Consider the following 17,340-nt stretch of genomic DNA (forward strand, 5'->3'; position numbering starts at 1 on the left):
CCGGTCAGCGCAGCTCGCGGTTGCCCAACACCCGGACGGGCGAACCCTGCCGAGCCACCCGCAGCATCGCCCGGCCGATCCCGTCGGTCGTGGTGACCTGGTTCGGCAGCAACCGACTCAGCACCGGAAACAGCGGACGCGTGACCGCGTACCCGAACCGGTACCACCGCGTCTTCGACACCGCCCCGTACGTCGGCTGGATGAACCCCGGCCGCGCCGCGTAACCGTTGGGAAGCAGATCCATGACCGCGTTCTCGGCGCGACCCTTGACCCGCGCCCACATCACCCGACCCCGACCCGACGAGTCGGTGCCCTGACCCGAGACGTAGACGAACGTGACAGGCGGGCTCACCTCCGCGAACAACCGCGCCGCCGCCATCGGGTAGTCGTAGCTGACCCGCGTGTACGCGGCCTCGTCCAGGCCCAACGAGGACACACCCAGGCAGTAGAAACACGCGTCGACACCTGTCAACTCGGCGCGCACCCCGTCCAACTCGCCCACGTCCGCGACCGTGAGCTCCCGCAGCTTCGGATCCTGCCGGCCGGTCGGCCGCCGACCGACAGTCAGCACCTCCCGCACGTCATCGGCGAGCAGGCACTCGCGCAACACGCCCTGACCGACCATGCCGGTCGCACCGAAGACAACCACCCGCATCGGAACCCACCCCTGTCGCCGCCCACCGCCACCGGCCATCCGCCCGCGCGTCAGCCAGGCTCCCACGGTCGACGCGGTCCGCGCGGTAGCGGTCAGGACTTCGGGCCGACGTGCCGGTCCAGCGTGGCGACCGCGGCGCGCCGCGCCACCGACAGCGAGTTGCGTCGGTTCATCCGCCAGGCGACGCCGAGCAGGTCGAGGCTCCACTGGCAGAGCGCCATGATGTCCGCCGACTCGTTGACGAACATGTAACCCGGGTAGACGTAGTGCCGCCCTCGGGTGGTGACCCGGTTGGCGACGCGGCAGCCGTCGGAGTGGAACAGCCCACGCAGGAAGTCGCCCGGGTGCCGTTCGAGGATCGGTCGCTGCCAGTCGGCCAGGACGATCGGTCGCTCGTGCTTCTTACCCGGGCCGTGCTGCGGGAGCAGGCACGGCCAGTGGGTGCCGCTGCTCTCCACCGAGATGCAGCCCTGCTTGGGGATCCGCTGCACACGGGCGGCGAGCACGGCGAGCATGGCTTCCTCGCACGCGTCGATGAGGTTCGGATAGATGGCCGTGCAAGCGACCCGAAGCACCGGCACCTTCGGTGAGACGGCGAGATGACCGTCGCCCAGGTAGAGACCGAGCAGGTAGGCGTAGGCGGCGGGGTCGGTCGGATTCTCGACACCTTCGCGGCAGCGGAAACACCGCAGCTGCGTGCCCTGGAGCTTCGTCTCCGGCCGGTCGTTGCACCAGTGCCAGACCGTCCGATAGGGCAGACCGACAGCCCGAGCGGTGTCGGCGACAGAACCTCCCGCGAGGAAGAACTGTCGTGCAAGAGCACGGATCTCAGGTGGATGCACATGACGATTTTGGAACAGCCGTACGACACTTTTGGTGCCCCCGGTGGGAGTCGAACCCACACTGTCGGAGGTTTGAGCTCCGCTTCTCTGCCGGTTGGAATACGGGGACGCTTGGCCGAATGCTCTGGTGGCCTCCCATAGGTTACCTACTACGCTGAGGGCGGCGACACCCGGTCGGGTTGGTGTCGGCTTATGACTGGTGGGGGTAGGGCTGGTGGCTGAGATGCCGACGGATGCCGAGCGTAGGCGCGTACTGATCGCCGAGGACGAGGCGCTGATCCGGCTGGACCTCGCCGAGATGCTGGTCGAAGAGGGTTACGAGGTGGTGGGGGAGGCCGGCGACGGCGAGACAGCCGTGCGCCTCGCCGAGGAGTTGAAGCCCGACCTCGTCATCCTCGACATCAAGATGCCGATCATGGACGGGCTGGCCGCCGCCGAGCGCATCGCCGGTGCCCGGATCGCTCCGGTGATCATTCTGACCGCGTTCAGCCAGCGTGACCTGGTGGAGCGGGCGCGGGCGGCGGGCGCGATGGCGTACCTGGTGAAGCCTTTCCAGAAGAGCGACCTGGTTCCGGCAGTGGAGATCGCGCTGTCGCGTTACTCGGAGGTCGCGGCCCTGGAGGCGGAGGTCGCGAGCCTGACCGACCGCCTGGAGATCCGTAAGTCGGTGGAGCGCGCCAAGGGCGCGCTGATGACCACGTACGGGATGACCGAGCCGCAGGCGTTCAAGTGGATTCAGCGCACGGCGATGGACCACCGGATGACCATGAAGGAGGTCGCCGAGCGGATCCTCGCGGAGACCGCCGGCGGCGAAGTGACCCTGCCGGCACCCTGACCGGCGTCGATCCGCGTCGCGGCGGGTAGGGGCGCTGCTCTCGGCGCTCCGCCGTGTTGGTGGCCGCCCGCGGGTCCTTGGTCGGCCCGAGAGGGCGAGGCCGCGGTCGGCGGCGTGGCCCGGCTGACGGCGGCCGCCGCGCTGGTGGCCGCCCGCGGGCGGAGTGTCGAACGGTTACCTGAAACGGGGACCGTCACGGACCGTGGCTCTCGGTCGATGCGGGTGATTCATGGCGGGCGATGGCCGCGCTTTGGCCGGTTTCGGACAGTGGGGACACGGCCGGCGCGGCGTCCGTACCTGAAGATCGACTGCTGATGGCGACGGGCGGTGGGAAAACGCCGCGTGCCTGGTGGCTGCCGTTGTCAGACCTCGATCGGTAACGGACACCTAGCTGTTGATCAGTTACCGAAGAAACAAAGGCGAAGCCGCCTCGCGGCCGACGGTTCTTACAGGGATGGGTTCTGATCCGCCACGGTGTGTAACGGTTCGGTCAACCCGCTCCGGTGGGGCTTACGTCACAGCTCCACGGTGGGATAACGTCCGGCCCCAGACCGGCGACGACGGTCTGGTTCGTCCGCCCCCGCAAGTGCCAATAGCCAGCGGGTGGTTCGGACCATGGGACGAGGAGGGTTCGGGCCTTGAGGCAGAAGCTCGCGCGCGTTATCGGTGGGGTCGCCATGGTGGCGCTCGTCGCCGGTGGAACCGCATGCTCCAGTGGCGACGACGCGGCAGGCGGCGGTGACGCCTGTGGCAGCAAGATCGCATTCTTCGGCGCGTTGACCGGCAGCTCGGCCGCGCTCGGCATCAACGAGAACAACGGTGTCAAGCTCGCCGTTGACAAGTACAACAAGGAAAACGCCGACTGCAAGGTCGAGCTGGCGTCCCTGGACTCGCAGGGCAGCCCCGACCAGGCACCTGGTCTGGCGCAGAAGGCGATCGACGACACCAAGATCCTTGGCGTCGTCGGCCCGGCCTACTCGGGTGAGTCCGAGGCCGCCGGCCCGCTGTTCAACGAGGCCGGCCTGGTGACCATCACCCCGTCCGCGACCCGGCCCAGCCTGGCCGACCAGAAGTGGAAGACCTTCTTCCGCGCGGTCGGCAACGACTTCAGCCAGGGCCCGGCGGCCGGTAACTACATGAAGAACGTGATGAAGGCCGACAAGGTCTACGTCATCGACGACCAGTCCGCGTACGGCGCCGGCCTGGCCGACGAGGTCAAGAAGGTGCTCGGCTCGGCGGTTGTCGGCTCGGACAAGGTCCAGGGCGAGGGCAAGCAGACCGAGTTCTCCGGCGTGGTCACCAAGGTCAAGGCCGCCAACGTGAAGGCGGTCTTCTACGGCGGTTACTACCAGGAGGCCGGCCTGATCCGTAAGCAGCTCACCGCTGCCGGGGTCACCGCGCCGCTGGTCGCCGGCGACGGCGTCAACGACGGTGCGTACATCACCTCCGCTGGTCAGGCGGCGGCCGAGGGCACCATCCTCACCTGCCCGTGCCAGCCGGCCGCTGAGGCCCGGGGCACCTTCGTGCAGGAGTTCAAGGCGCTCAACGGCACCGAACCGGGCACCTACAGCGACACCGCCTACGACGCGGCGAACATCCTGCTGGCTGGTATCAAGGCTGGCAAGAACACCCGTGAGGGTCTGCTGGAGTTCGTGAAGGGTTACAGCGGCGAGGGTGTCTCGGCGAGCTACAAGTTCACCGAGACCGGCGAACTGGACCCGGCTCAGGTCAAGGTCTGGGCCTTCAAGGTCACCGGCGGCAAGGTTGTCCCGGACCAGGAGATCCCGAAGTCCTGATGTTGGTCGCTGCTTCGGCGATTGAGTTGTGATCGCGGGTGCGGCCGGGAGCTGCTCGCTCCCGGCCGCACCCCAATTTTCTCTCCAGACGTGATGGAGCGTCCCTCCCTTGGACTTCAATGGACTGTTCTCCAACTTCGGGGAACTCACCACGACCGGCCTGACCCAGGGCGCGATCTACGCCCTGGTCGCGCTCGGCTACACGCTGGTCTACGGCGTGCTGAGACTCATCAACTTCGCTCACTCCGAGGTCTTCATCGCCGGCGCGTTCGCAGCGATCTGGACCTGGAACGGCTTTGGACTCGACCAGAACTCGCAGGTCAGCGGGATCGGCTCGATCCTGTTCTACCTGCTGGTGGCGATGATCGTCGCCGCCATCGCTTCGGCGGGCACCGCGACGGTGATCGAGCGGGTGGCGTACCGGCCGTTGCGTAAGCGCAACGCCCCGCCGCTGGCCTTCCTGATCACCGCGATCGGCGCCTCGATCGCGATCTCCGAGGCCTTCGGCATCTGGACCCGCCGACTGCCGGAGGGCGCGCCCAGTCTGGTGAGCAGCAAGCCGCTGTTCCACCTCTTCGGCGTGCCGATCGACTCGATCCAACTGCTGACGATCGGCGCGGCGCTGCTGATGATGGTCCTGTTGGACCTCTTCATCAACCGCAGCCGTACCGGCCGGGGCATCCGGGCCGTGGCCCAGGACGCCAACACCGCCGCGTTGATGGGCGTGAACAAGGACCGGATCATCCTGATGGTCTTCATCACCGGTGGCGCCATGGCCGGCGTGGCCGGTCTGCTCTACGACGTGCGGATCCAGACCCTGACCTACAGCGTCGGCTTCCTGCTGGGGCTCAAGGCGTTCACCGCCGCCGTGCTGGGCGGAATCGGCAACCTGCGCGGCGCGCTGATCGGTGGCCTGCTGCTGGGCGTGGTGGAGAACTACGCCGCCGGTCTGTTCGGCAGTCAGTGGAAGGACTTCGCCGCCTTCGCGGTGTTGGTGGTGCTGCTGATGTTCCGGCCGACCGGTCTGCTGGGCGAATCGCTGGGGAGGGCACGAGCATGACGACCGTCCTGGAGAGGGTGCGCTCCGGCCGCGAGGCGGCTGGAGAACGGTGGCGCGGCGCGCCACGCTGGGTGCGCTGGGCGCTGCTGGTCGCGGTGATCGCGTTCTTCTACGCGCTGCCGAACAGGGAGTTCTACCAGTATCTCGGGCCGATCCCGACCCCCGGTGCGAACTTCACGCAGGTGCTCTTCACCGTCTCGATCTACGTGCTGCTGGCCGTCGGGTTGAACATCGTGGTCGGTTTCGCCGGCCTGCTCGACCTGGGCTACTTCGGCTTCTTCGCCGTCGGCGCGTACACCGTCGCGGTGCTGACCTCGCCGAGCAGCAACGTCAAGACGCTCTGGCCGTGGCTGCTCGTGGTGCCGCTGGCGATCGGGCTGACCATGCTCTCAGGCGTGATGCTCGGTACGCCGACGCTGCGCCTGCGCGGTGACTACCTGGCGATCGTGACGCTCGGCTTCGCCGAGATGATCCGGATCGCCGCGGTCAGCTCGGACTTCCTCAAGGGCCAGCGGGGTTTCAACCAGATCCCGCACCCGCCCGGCAAGTACGCCGACGGCAAGCCGTTCTTCGGCGTGCTGGACGCCCGGCCGTACTACTGGCTGGTGCTCACGCTGATCATCCTGGTGGTGATCGGTGTGCGGAACCTGACGCACAGTCGCGTCGGTCGGGCCTGGATCTCGATCCGGGAGGACGAGGACGCCGCGCAGCTGATGGGTGTGCCGACGTTCAAGTTCAAGCTCTGGGCATTCGCCTCGGGTGCCGCGATCGCCGGCCTGGCCGGCGCGCTCTTCGCGGGCAAGCAGAACTTCGTCAACTCGCAGAACTTCGAGCTGCTCAACTCGATCATCATCCTGGCGGCGGTGATCTTCGGCGGCTCGGGCAACATCGTCGGCGCGATCGTCGGCGGTGGCCTGGTGGCGTACATGATCGAGCGGTTCCGCGGCATCGAGCTGTTCGGCGTGGAGCTGTACGAGTACCGGTTCCTGATCTTCGGCCTGGTTCTCGTGGTGATGATGATCTTCCGGCCGGAGGGCCTGATTCCGAACCGACGACGGGCGGCGGAGTTCAAAGACCGTCGCAAGGAGGTGATCGTCGGTGAGTGACACCGATCAGACGCCGGCTGTTCCGGCGCAGGCCGGCGCGCCGGCGATGGAGGCGGTCCCCAGTCGGGAGCCGCTGCTGGAGGTCGACAACGTCACGCTGCGCTTCGGCGGCGTGGTCGCGCTCGACAACGTCAACTTCACCCTCTACAAGGGGGAGATCCTCGGGCTGATCGGCCCGAACGGGGCTGGCAAGACCACCTGCTTCAACGCGATGACCGGCATCTACCAGCCCACCCAGGGCGAGATCCGGTTCCGTGGCGGCAAGATCAGCGGGAAGAAGCGCCACCAGATCACCCAACTGGGCATGGCGCGGACGTTCCAGAACATCCGCCTGTTCCCGGAGATGACCGCCCTGGAGAACGTCCAGGTCGGCGCGGACGCGCACCACAAGACCAGCGTGCTCTCCGCGCTGTTCCGGTTGCCTCGGCACCGGCGCGAGGAGCGTGAGGGTCGGGAGAAGGCCGAGCGGCTGCTGGAGTTCGTCGGCATCCGGCACCGGCTGCACGAGTTCGCCCGCAACCTCTCCTATGGGGAGCAGCGGCGGTTGGAGATCGCTCGGGCGCTGGCCACCGATCCGGTGCTGCTCTGCCTGGACGAGCCGGCCGCCGGCTTCAACCCGGCGGAGAAGGAGGAGCTGCTCCAGCTCATCCGGCAGGTCCGGGACACCGGCGTGACCGTGCTGCTGATCGAGCACGACATGCGCCTGGTCATGGGCGTCACCGACCGGATCGTCGTGCTGGAGTTCGGAAAGAAGATCGCCGAGGGGCTGCCCGCCGAGGTGCGGGACAACCCGAAGGTGGTCGCGGCGTACCTGGGGGTCCCGGACGATGTTGCTTGAGATCGACGATGTGAGCCTGCTCTACGGGCGGATCCAGGCGTTGCACGGCATCAGCCTGACCGTGGCCGAGGGTGAGATCGTCGCGCTGATCGGCGCCAACGGCGCCGGGAAGTCGACCACCATGCGGGCGATCTCCGGGATCCGGCCGATCGCCACCGGCAGCATCCGGTTCGAGGGCGAGGACATCTCCAAGCTCCGGGCGGACCTGAGGGTCCGGCGGGGGCTCTGCCAGGCGCCCGAGGGTCGGGGGATCTTCCCCGGCATGTCGGTGCTCGAGAATCTGGACATGGGGGCGTACACCCGGCGTGACCGGGCCGGGATCGCCCAGGACCTGGCCCGGGTGCTCGACCTCTTCCCGCGGCTGGCGGAGCGACGTAAGCAGGCCGGCGGTACCCTTTCCGGCGGCGAGCAGCAGATGCTGGCGGTCGGTCGGGCGTTGATGAGCCGGCCGAAGCTGCTGTTGCTCGACGAGCCCTCGATGGGCTTGGCGCCGATGCTGATCCAGCAGATCTTCGACATCATCAAGGAGATCAACGAGCAGGGCACCACAGTCCTGCTGGTGGAGCAGAACGCGCAGCAGGCGCTGGCCCGAGCGCACCGGGCGTACGTGCTCGAGACCGGCAGGATCGTCAAGAGCGGCACCGGCGCCGAGCTGCTGCACGACCCGGCGGTCAAAGAGGCATACCTCGGCGTGGCCTGAGCGGCCGTCACACCCCTCACGCAAGGAGTGCAGAGACATGTTCAATACCAACGGTGCCCGCCGGGCGGCGCTCGGTGCCGCCAGTGCGGCGCTGCTCGCCCTCTCGCTCACGGCGTGTGGGGAGAAGGAGAACACCGCCCCGCCCGGTGCCGGTCCGACCGTCACGGCGGCGGCCGACTCGGCGTTGGCCGGGAAGGTGCCCGACGCCATCAAGGCCGACGGTGTGATCAAGGTCGGCACCGACTCGACGTACGCCCCGGCGGAGTTCCTCGACGCCGACGGCAAGACGGTGGTCGGCTTCGACGTCGAGCTGTTCAACGCGGTGGCGCAGAAGCTCGGCCTCAAGGCCGAGTACGAGTCGTCGCCCTTCGACGCGATCCTGCCCGGTGTCGACTCCGGCAAGTACGAGATCGGTGTGTCGTCGTTCACGATCAACGCCGAGCGGCTCAAGAGCGTCAACATGGTGAGCTACTTCTCCGCCGGCACCCAGTGGGCGACCAAGGCCGGCAACGCGGGCAAGATCGACATTGAGAACGCCTGCGGCAAGAAGATCGCCGTGCAGACCGGCACCGTGCAGTTCGACGACATCACCGCCCGGTCGAAGAAGTGCACCACCGGCGGCAAGCCGGCGATCACCATCGACCAGTACCAGGCGCAGAGCGACGCCACGGCCGCCGTGTTCAGCGGCAAGAACGACGCCATGCTGGCCGACTCGCCGGTCGGGGCGTACGCGGTGAAGCAGAGCAACGGCGGGCTGGAGCTGGTCGGCGACATCTACGAGTCCGCCCCGTACGGCTACGCGGTCAAGAAGGACCAGACCGCCTTCGCCGAGGTGCTCAAGGAGGCCGTCCAGGCGGTCATCGCCGACGGCACGTACCAGACCGCGTTGAAGAAGTGGGGCGTCGACGGCGGCGCCATCACCTCCTCGGCGCTGAACCCCGCCAACTGACGCATGTCGTCAGAAACGGACACAACCGAACGGGCACGGCCGGAACCCATCCAGGCCGTGCCCGTCCGGCATCCCGGGCGTTGGGTGGCGGTCGCCGTGATCGGGGTGCTGGTGGCCATGTTCGTCCACCTGCTGGTGACGAACAAGGCGTTCAACTGGGCGTTCATGGTCGACGAGATGTTCCGGCCGCCGATCATGGAGGGGCTGCGCGGCACGCTCGCGCTGACCGTTCTGGCGATGGTGATCGGCGTCAGTCTCGGCGTCGTCATCGCCATCATGCGGTTGTCGGAGAACCCGATCCTGCGCGGCGTCTCCTGGGCGTACACCTGGTTCTTCCGGGCGGTGCCCCGGCTGGTGCTGGCGATCCTCTTCGGCAACCTCGGCATCCTCTGGGCCCGGATCGAGTTCGGGCTGCCGTTCGACCGGCAGCTCGGCGCGCTCTTCGGCATTGACAACTTCGAGGCACGTCTCTTCGGCTTCTCCGCACTGGAGATCCTCACGGGATTCGTCGCCGGCATGCTGGCGCTCGGGCTCTCCGAGGCGGCGTACATGGCCGAGATCGTCCGGGCCGGGATCCAGTCGGTGGACGAGGGGCAGACCGAGGCTGCGCAGGCGCTGGGCCTGAGCCGTACCCAGATCCTGCGGCGCATCGTGCTGCCGCAGGCGATGCGGGTGATCATCCCGCCCACCGGCAACGAGACCATCGCGATGCTCAAGGACACCTCGCTGGTGGCCTTCGTGCCGGTCTCCACCGAGCTGTTCTTCCAGCTCAAGGCCGTGGGTAACCGGACCTTCCAGGTCTTCCCGATGTACGTGGCGGCCTGCCTCTGGTATTTGCTGCTGACCAGCGTGCTGCTCGTCGGGCAGTACTACCTGGAGCGGCACTTCTCCAAGGGGTTCGGGAAGAGCGCCCAAGCGAAGATCAGACTGCGCGGGATCGCCGCGGAGGCCGGCGGTAGCGCGAGCGAGGCGGGTCGGTGATGACGCAGGTGACGACACCAGCGGAGGCCGCGGGAACGGCCGGCGACGGCGTGATGGTCCGGGCCGAGCAGGTGCACAAGTCGTTCGGGTCGGTGGAGGTGCTCAAGGGCATCGACCTGGAGGTCCGCAGCGGCGAGGTCTGCTGTCTGCTCGGGCCCTCCGGCTCGGGCAAGTCGACGTTCCTGCGCTGCATCAACCACCTGGAGAAGATCAACGCCGGCCGGATCCGGGTGGACGGCGACCTGATCGGCTACCGGGAGCGCGGCGGCAAGCTGCACGAGATGCGGGAGAAGGAGATCGCCGCCCAGCGCCGCGCGATCGGCATGGTGTTCCAGCGGTTCAACCTCTTTCCGCACATGACCGCCCTGCAGAACGTCGCCGAGGCTCCGGTGCTGTTGGGCCGGGAGCGCAAGGCCGCCGCCCGGGACCGGGCCGCCGCGCTGCTCCAGCGGGTCGGGCTCGGCGACAAGCTCGGCAACTACCCTGGGCAGCTCTCCGGCGGGCAGCAGCAGCGGGTGGCCATCGCCCGGGCGTTGGCGATGCAGCCGAAGCTGATGCTCTTCGACGAGCCCACCAGCGCGCTGGACCCGGAGCTGGTCGGCGAGGTGCTCGACGTGATGAAGGACCTGGCCCGCGACGGCATGACGATGATCGTGGTGACCCACGAGATCGGCTTCGCCCGGGAGGTCGGCGACTCGCTGATCTTCATGGACGACGGGGTGGTGGTGGAGTCCGGCGCGCCGCGCGAGGTGATCGCCAACCCCCGGCACGACCGGACGAAGGCGTTCCTGGCCAAGGTGCTCTGAGAAGGTGCTCTGAGCCGGTATCCGGCGCGGCCGTCCGACGGCCGCGCCGGGCGCCGTGCCGGTGTCCCGTCCTGTCGTACTGGCGGGCTAGAGTCGCTGCCGTGACAGCTACGACACCGCGCCTGCTTCTCGTCGACGGACATTCCATGGCATACCGGGCTTTCTTCGCCCTGCCTGTGGAAAACTTCTCCACCACGACGGGGCAGCCGACCAACGCGGTGTACGGCTTCACCTCGATGCTGATCAACGTGCTGCGCGACGAGCAGCCCACCCACATCGTCGTGGCCTTCGACGTCTCCCGCCACTCCTTCCGCACCGACAAGTACGCGGAGTACAAGGCCGGCCGCAGCGAGACCCCGACCGACTTCAAGGGCCAGGTCAGCCTGGTCAAGGAGGTCCTGGCCGCGCTGCAGATCCCGGTGGTCGAGAAAGAGGGCTTCGAGGCCGACGACGTGATCGCCACGCTCGCCTGCCAGGCTCGCGACCAGGGCATGTCGGTGCTGATCAGCAGCGGTGACCGCGACGCGTTCCAACTGATCGACGATCAGATCACCGTCCTCTACCCCCGCAAGGGCGTCTCCGACCTGGCCCGGATGGACCCGGCGGCGGTCGAGGCGAAGTACGGCGTCCCGCCACAGCAGTACCGGGACCTCGCCGCGCTGGTCGGCGAGACCAGTGACAACCTGCCCGGCGTCCCGGGCGTCGGCCCGAAGACCGCAGCCAAGTGGATCACCACGTACGGCGGGGTGGAGGGCGTGATCGCCCGGGCCGACGAGATCAAGGGCAAGGCCGGCGACAGCCTGCGGGAGCGGCTCGCCGACGTGATCCGCAACTACGAGATCAACTGCCTCGTCTCCGACCTGGAGCTGCCGCTGCGCCCGGAGGACACCCGCTGGACGGGTTGGGACCGGGAGGCGGTGCACCAGGTCTTCGACACCCTGGAGTTCCGCATCCTGCGCGACCGTCTCTACCAGTACCTCGAGGCGGTCGAGCCGGAGGCCGAGTCCGGCTTCGACCTCGTCGGCGAGGTGCTCACCGAGCCCGGCGCGCTGGCCGGCTGGCTGACCACACACGTCCCGACCGGCACCCCGGTCGGGTTGGCGGTCAAACTCGACACCGGCCCCAACCGCCGGCACACCGCCTCGATCACCGGTCTCGCGCTGGCCACCGCCGGTGGCGCGGCGGCCTGGGTCGACCCGGCTGGGCTCGACGCGACCGACGAGGGCGCCCTGGCCGGCTGGTTGGCCGACGCGGAGCGCCCCAAGGTGCTGCACGACAGCAAGCCGGCCGTGCTGGCCAGCGCCGCGCACGGCTGGCAGCTCGCCGGCATCGTCCGGGACACCCAGATCGCCGCGTACCTGGCCCGCCCCGACCAGCGGTCCTACGACCTGACCGACCTGGCGTTGCGCTACCTGCACCGGGAGCTGCGGGTGGACGTCCCGGAGTCCGGCCAGCTCACCCTGGACGGCCTCGGTGACGAAGGGGTGGTCGAGCAGAACCTGATGCTCCAGGCCCGGGCCACCCTCGACCTGGCCGACGCGATCGACGCCGAGCTGTCCCGCGACGGCGAGCAGTCCGCCCGGCTGATGGCCGGCGTGGAGCTGCCGTTGATGCGCGTGCTGGCCACCATGGAGAGCACCGGCATCGCCGCCGACACCCACTATCTGTCCGAGCTGGAGGCCCACTTCGCCGCCGAGGTGAAGGCCGCCGCGCAGGGCGCGTACGAGGCGGTGGGTCGGGAGTTCAACCTCGGCTCGCCCAAGCAGCTGCAGGAGATCCTCTTCACCGAGCTGGGTCTGCCGAAGACCAAGAAGATCAAGACGGGTTACACCACCGACGCCGACGCCCTGCAGTGGCTCTACGCGCAGCAGCCGCACGCGGTGCTGGCCCACCTGCTGCGTCACCGGGACGTGGCCAAGCTCAAGTCGACAGTCGACGGGCTGCTCAAGTCGGTCTCCGACGACGGCCGGATCCATACCACCTTCAACCAGACCGTGGCGGCCACCGGTCGGCTCTCCTCCACCGAGCCCAACCTGCAGAACATCCCGATCCGCACCGAGGAGGGCCGTCGGATCCGACGGGCCTTCGTGGTGGGGGAGGGCTACGAGTCCCTGCTCACCGCCGACTACAGCCAGATCGAGATGCGCATCATGGCGCACCTCAGCTCGGACGACGCGCTGATCGACGCGTTCAACTCCGGCGCCGACTTCCACGCCGCCACCGCCTCGTCGGTCTTCGGGGTGCCGCTCGACGAGGTCACCCCCGACCAGCGCCGCAAGATCAAGGCCATGAACTACGGCCTGGCGTACGGGCTCAGCGCCTTCGGCCTGTCCCAACAGCTCACCATCAGCACCGAAGAGGCGCGCGGGCTGATGGAAAACTACTTCGCCGGCTTCGGTGGCGTGCGCGACTACCTGCAACAGGTCGTCGCCCGGGCCCGCCAGGACGGCTACACCTCGACCATCCTCGGTCGGCGCCGCTACCTGCCCGACCTGGTCAGCGACAACCGGCAGCGCCGCGACATCGCCGAGCGGATGGCGCTCAACGCGCCCATCCAGGGCTCCGCCGCCGACATCATCAAGGTGGCGATGCTGCACGTCGACACCGCGCTGCGCGAGGCCGGGCTGCACTCACGGATGCTGTTGCAGGTGCACGACGAGCTGGTCTTCGAGGTCGCTCCGGGTGAGCGGGAGGCGTTGGAAGCGCTGGTCCGGCGGGAGATGGGCGGGGCGTACCCGCTGTCGGTGCCGCTGGAGGTGTCCGTCGGTCTGGGCCGGGACTGGAACAGCGCTGATCACTGATCTGTGGTTGCGGTGTGGGGTTCCGGGGCTGCCCCGGAACCCCTGACTGGGTCGCCCTGCTCGCGGCCGTTGGGGTGGTGGATCAGGGTGGCCGGGCTGCGCCGGCTACTTCAGGGGGTCGCGGCCCCAGTTCATGAGGGACCAGCGCCACCTGGTGTCGCGGACGTTGCCGGAGGGGCGCTGCGCCATGTGCCGGCGTACGTAGCCGACGACCTTGCGCATGTGCTTGTAGTCACCCTCGGACAGGTCACCGCGTTTGCGGCGGAGAAGATTGATGATCTTCCGGCCGGATTCGTGCCCGACGGACTCGCCACCACCAGCGTGGCCGCCCTTGTGCCAGCCGACCTGCTTCGACTCGTCGGTCTCCAGCCACGTGGACAGCTCGCCGGGCTTCATGTTCACCGCTTCGGTGAACTCCCGGTAGGTGTCCCGGCCATCGTCACCTCTGCTCATGATGCAGCGCCTCGGGGCGGTGGGCATGGTCGCCCTGGTGGAATCCCTGCTCGGCCATGGTCCTCGGCTACCCGCCGCGGTCGGGGCGAAACGACTACGGAGTGATCTCGGCGATCGGCAGCTTGATGTCGAACGGCTCGGCCAGCTCGATCACGTCGGGCCCGTCGGCGACCAGCTCGTACTGCCCCTCCCCGCCCGGCCCCACCCGGTCGCCGATCCGGTACGCGTACACGTGCACCGGGTCCTGCTCGATACGCCAGTAGAACGGGATGCCGGCGGCGGCGTATTCACCAGGCTTCGCGAACCGGTCGATCCGTCGCGTGCCCGGCGAAACGATCTCCACGGCGAGCACGACGTCTGACGGCCGCAGAGTGGACCGGTCGGATGGCACGTCGGCGCGGCACAACAGGACATCCGGGCGCCGGCTGGTGTTGTCATCGAGTTCGACCGCGACGGCCTGGGTGGCCCGGATGTCCGACGGTGCGTGGCAGCGCAGCCACGTGCAGAGCAGCCCGGAGATGTCCTGGTGACCGAGGGTCGGAAAGGGCGTCACCCGGAGGGCTCCGTCGACGAGTTCGACGCGCGGGGAGTCGTCGTCTGGCAGGTTCGACAGGTCGGCGACCTGATAGTCGGCCCGCTGCTGTCGTGCCGGGTCCGGAAGCCAGCGGCCCGGTGGTGTCGGGTTCGGCCATGCGCTCACCGGCGGACCGTAGCGTCGGTGGCGTGCGGGGCCGTCGCACTCCGCGTGCGACGCGCTCAGTCGGTGCGCTTCTCGGTGACGAAGATGGCGGTGCCGGGAAAGAGTCGTCCGCGCAGCGGGCTCCACTGCCCCCAGATTCCCTCGTGTCCCTCCGGCCATTCCGGCTCCACCAGGTCCAGCAGTCGGAACCCGGCGCCGACCAACTCGCGGATCCGGTCGCCGAGGGTGCGGTGCTGCTCGACGTAGGTGGCCACGCCTGTCTCGTCCTGCTCCACGTAGGGGGAGCGGTCGAAGTACGAGTGCACGGCCGTCAGGCCGCCCTCGCCGGGGTCGTCGAGGAAGATCCACCGCATCGGGTGGGTCACCGAGAACACCCACCGGCCGCCCGGTCGCAGCACCCGGTGCACCTCGGCGAGCAGCGCCGCGGAGTCGTCCACGAACGGGATCGCGCCGAACGCGGTGCAGGCGACGTCGAACGACCGGTCGGCGAACGGCAGGGCGAGCGCGTCGGCCTGCACCAGCGGTACGCGTACCCCGCTGCGGTCGGCGGCCTCGGCGGCGTGCCGCAACATGCCGGCGGACAGGTCGAAGGCGACCGGCCGGGCGCCCTGGGTGGCGAGCCAGCGGGCGGCGGCCGCGGCGCCGGCGCCCACTTCCAGCACCCGCCGCCCCGACACGTCGCCGAGCAGCCGGGCGTCGGCCTCGCGCAGGCCCTCGGGACACCACACGAAGTCCACGTCGCCGAGGAACGCGCCGTGTTCGGCCTGGTAGTCGTCGGCGTCGGTGTCCCACCAGCCGCGGTTGGCGCGCCGGGCCTCGGCGTCACCCACCCGGCGCCGGGTAACCCGGCTGTCGTCATCCACGCGCCCACGCTAGGCCCCACCCACCCCCTTGGGTACGGCGGCGCGTCCACGATCTGCGTGGCTGACGCCGGGAAACCGAGTCGATCACGCGCGGCGCGGCGGCGGCGCGGGCCGGCGGCGCGCCTGGGTCTGCTGTGACGCAGGAGACAGCAGGGGTGTTTTCCGGGCGATTGTTCGGCTTTCGCAGGTCATCGCACGAAGAGAACCCGGGAGGGCTTGCACGCTGTGGTAATGCGCACGGTAGGCTAGACGATGCGCTCGCGGATCGCGTTGCCTCGGCAGGGAGCAGGTGCGCGGTCGACGGAGCCACATCATGATCTCACTAGGCGATCGTTCGGTGTGCCCGGCGACGGATCCGCTGGCGCGAACAGGTCACTGCGACACACCAGCCTGCTGTGACAACCCACCGACCGGAGCAACCGCCCACATGACGAGCAGCATCGAGGCCCCCTCGAGCGCCACCCGGGTCACCCACGACGATCTCGGTTCCGAGGAGGCATTCCTCGCCGCGATCGACGAGACCATCAAGTACTTCAACGACGGCGACATTGTCGAAGGCACCGTCGTCAAGGTCGATCGGGACGAGGTCCTGCTCGACATCGGCTACAAGACCGAGGGTGTCATCCCCTCTCGGGAGTTGTCGATCAAGCACGACGTGGACCCCGCCGAGGTTGTGACGGTTGGCGACCACATCGAGGCCCTGGTCCTCCAGAAGGAGGACAAGGAGGGTCGTCTGATCCTCTCCAAGAAGCGGGCACAGTACGAGCGGGCCTGGGGCACGATCGAGAAGATCAAGGACGAGGACGGCGTCGTCCGCGGTTCGGTCATCGAGGTGGTCAAGGGCGGCCTCATCCTCGACATCGGGCTGCGCGGCTTCCTGCCGGCGTCCCTGGTCGAGATGCGTCGTGTGCGCGACCTGCAGCCGTACGTCGGGCGCGAGCTCGAGGCCAAGATCATCGAGCTGGACAAGAACCGCAACAACGTGGTCCTGTCCCGCCGGGCCTGGCTGGAGCAGACGCAGTCCGAGGTGCGCACCGAGTTCCTCAACAAGCTGCAGAAGGGCCAGGTCCGCAAGGGCGTCGTGTCCTCGATCGTCAACTTCGGCGCCTTCGTGGACCTGGGCGGCGTTGACGGTCTGGTGCACGTCTCCGAGCTGTCCTGGAAGCACATCGACCACCCGTCCGAGGTCGTCGAGGTGGGCCAGGAGGTCGAGGTCGAGGTCCTGGACGTCGACCTGGACCGCGAGCGGGTCTCGCTGTCGCTGAAGGCGACCCAGGAAGACCCGTGGCGGCAGTTCGCCCGCACCCACGCGATCCAGCAGATCGTGCCGGGTAAGGTCACCAAGCTGGTGCCGTTCGGTGCGTTCGTCCGGGTGGACGACGGCATCGAGGGTCTGGTCCACATCTCCGAGCTGGCCGAGCGCCACGTGGAGATCCCGGAGCAGGTCGTCCAGGTCGGCTCCGAGGTCATGGTCAAGGTCATCGACATCGACCTGGAGCGTCGGCGGATCTCGCTGTCGCTCAAGCAGGCCAACGAGGGCTTCGTCGAGGGCGAGGAGCACTTCGACCCGACCCTCTACGGCATGGCCGCGACGTACGACACCGAGGGCAACTACATCTACCCGGAGGGCTTCGACCCGGAGACGGGCGAGTGGCTCGAGGGGTACGACAAGCAGCGCGAGACCTGGGAGAGCCAGTACGCCGAGGCTCGTCTGCGCTGGGAGGCCCACACCAAGCAGGTGCAGACCTCTCGGGCCGCCGACGCCGAGGCCGCAGCCAACCCGACTCCGGTCGTCCCGGCCGCTGCCGGCGGCGGTGGCGGTGGCACCACCTCTTCGTCCAGCCCGGCGCCGAGCCGGCAGGCCGAGGAGCCGGCAGGCACCCTGGCCACCGACGAGGCGCTCGCCGCACTGCGGGAGAAGCTCGCCGGCGGTAAGTGACCCGCTGAACGACGAC

At 68.6% G+C, this 17,340-nt stretch carries 15 protein-coding genes, 1 tRNA gene and 1 pseudogene; 11 read left to right on the forward strand and 6 right to left on the reverse strand.

The annotated features are described in order from the left end of the window. Positions 1-4 precede the first annotated feature (4 nt). The 3 genes from IW248_RS02325 to IW248_RS02335 form a co-directional block, all read right to left on the reverse strand. Positions 5-655 (reverse strand): Rossmann-fold NAD(P)-binding domain-containing protein, encoded by a 651-nt coding sequence (locus tag IW248_RS02325; RefSeq protein WP_196925454.1) that lies wholly within the window; start codon positions 653-655, stop codon positions 5-7. A gap of 92 nt (positions 656-747) precedes the next feature. Beyond that, complete coding sequence (locus tag IW248_RS02330; protein ID WP_196925455.1) at positions 748-1,497, reverse strand: transcriptional regulator; 750 nt, start codon at positions 1,495-1,497, stop codon at positions 748-750. 32 nt (positions 1,498-1,529) lie between these two features. Further along, positions 1,530-1,606 (reverse strand) — tRNA-Leu (locus IW248_RS02335). A gap of 105 nt (positions 1,607-1,711) precedes the next feature. Here IW248_RS02335 and IW248_RS02340 point away from each other — a divergent pair. The 10 genes from IW248_RS02340 to polA all read left to right on the forward strand — a co-directional run bounded on the left by IW248_RS02340 (position 1,712) and on the right by polA (position 13,369). Next, positions 1,712-2,332, forward strand: a complete 621-nt coding sequence (locus IW248_RS02340) for an ANTAR domain-containing response regulator (RefSeq protein WP_112582684.1) — start codon at positions 1,712-1,714, stop codon at positions 2,330-2,332. A gap of 638 nt (positions 2,333-2,970) precedes the next feature. Further along, on the forward strand, positions 2,971-4,128 hold the full coding sequence (locus IW248_RS02345) for a branched-chain amino acid ABC transporter substrate-binding protein (protein WP_196925456.1): 1,158 nt from the start codon (positions 2,971-2,973) through the stop codon (positions 4,126-4,128). A gap of 109 nt (positions 4,129-4,237) precedes the next feature. After that, positions 4,238-5,188 (forward strand): branched-chain amino acid ABC transporter permease, encoded by a 951-nt coding sequence (locus IW248_RS02350; protein ID WP_124815745.1) that lies wholly within the window; start codon positions 4,238-4,240, stop codon positions 5,186-5,188. Then, positions 5,185-6,294 carry a branched-chain amino acid ABC transporter permease gene (locus IW248_RS02355; RefSeq protein ID WP_124815743.1) on the forward strand — a complete coding sequence of 370 codons (1,110 nt, stop codon included), beginning with the start codon at positions 5,185-5,187 and terminating at the stop codon, positions 6,292-6,294. The genes IW248_RS02350 and IW248_RS02355 overlap by 4 nt, the downstream gene beginning before the upstream one ends. A gap of 46 nt (positions 6,295-6,340) precedes the next feature. Continuing rightward, a complete protein-coding gene (locus IW248_RS02360) occupies positions 6,341-7,132 on the forward strand; it encodes an ABC transporter ATP-binding protein (RefSeq protein WP_167492923.1) in 792 nt (263 codons plus the stop codon). Further along, positions 7,122-7,832, forward strand: a complete 711-nt coding sequence (locus IW248_RS02365) for an ABC transporter ATP-binding protein (protein ID WP_124815740.1) — start codon at positions 7,122-7,124, stop codon at positions 7,830-7,832. The genes IW248_RS02360 and IW248_RS02365 overlap by 11 nt, the downstream gene beginning before the upstream one ends. Before the next feature lie 37 nt (positions 7,833-7,869). Beyond that, positions 7,870-8,781, forward strand: coding sequence for an ABC transporter substrate-binding protein (locus tag IW248_RS02370; RefSeq protein ID WP_196925457.1), 912 nt, complete (start codon positions 7,870-7,872; stop codon positions 8,779-8,781). 3 nt (positions 8,782-8,784) lie between these two features. Further along, a complete protein-coding gene (locus IW248_RS02375) occupies positions 8,785-9,762 on the forward strand; it encodes an amino acid ABC transporter permease (RefSeq protein ID WP_196925458.1) in 978 nt (325 codons plus the stop codon). Continuing rightward, complete coding sequence (locus IW248_RS02380) at positions 9,762-10,568, forward strand: amino acid ABC transporter ATP-binding protein (protein WP_124815735.1); 807 nt, start codon at positions 9,762-9,764, stop codon at positions 10,566-10,568. Before IW248_RS02375 ends, IW248_RS02380 begins: the two co-directional genes overlap by 1 nt. A 101-nt stretch (positions 10,569-10,669) precedes the next feature. Further along, entirely contained in the window at positions 10,670-13,369 is a 2,700-nt protein-coding gene (polA, locus tag IW248_RS02385; protein ID WP_196925459.1) for a DNA polymerase I, read from the forward strand. A 108-nt stretch (positions 13,370-13,477) separates the two neighbouring features. Here the strand turns inward: polA and IW248_RS02390 are convergent. The 3 genes and pseudogenes from IW248_RS02390 to IW248_RS02400 form a co-directional block, all read right to left on the reverse strand. Then, a pseudogene (locus IW248_RS02390) lies at positions 13,478-13,822 on the reverse strand (DUF3140 domain-containing protein); the annotation flags it as partial. A gap of 94 nt (positions 13,823-13,916) precedes the next feature. Beyond that, positions 13,917-14,522 carry a Uma2 family endonuclease gene (locus tag IW248_RS02395; RefSeq protein ID WP_196925460.1) on the reverse strand — a complete coding sequence of 202 codons (606 nt, stop codon included), beginning with the start codon at positions 14,520-14,522 and terminating at the stop codon, positions 13,917-13,919. Between the two features lie 56 nt (positions 14,523-14,578). Further along, a complete protein-coding gene (locus IW248_RS02400; protein WP_196925461.1) occupies positions 14,579-15,385 on the reverse strand; it encodes a class I SAM-dependent methyltransferase in 807 nt (268 codons plus the stop codon). A 427-nt stretch (positions 15,386-15,812) separates the two neighbouring features. Here IW248_RS02400 and rpsA point away from each other — a divergent pair, with 427 nt between their 5' ends. Next, complete coding sequence (gene rpsA, locus IW248_RS02405; protein WP_196925462.1) at positions 15,813-17,324, forward strand: 30S ribosomal protein S1; 1,512 nt, start codon at positions 15,813-15,815, stop codon at positions 17,322-17,324. The last annotated feature ends 16 nt before the right edge of the window (positions 17,325-17,340 follow it).

The organism is Micromonospora ureilytica (assembly GCF_015751765.1).
In the GTDB taxonomy this organism is placed as follows: Bacteria; Actinomycetota; Actinomycetes; order Mycobacteriales; family Micromonosporaceae; genus Micromonospora; species Micromonospora ureilytica.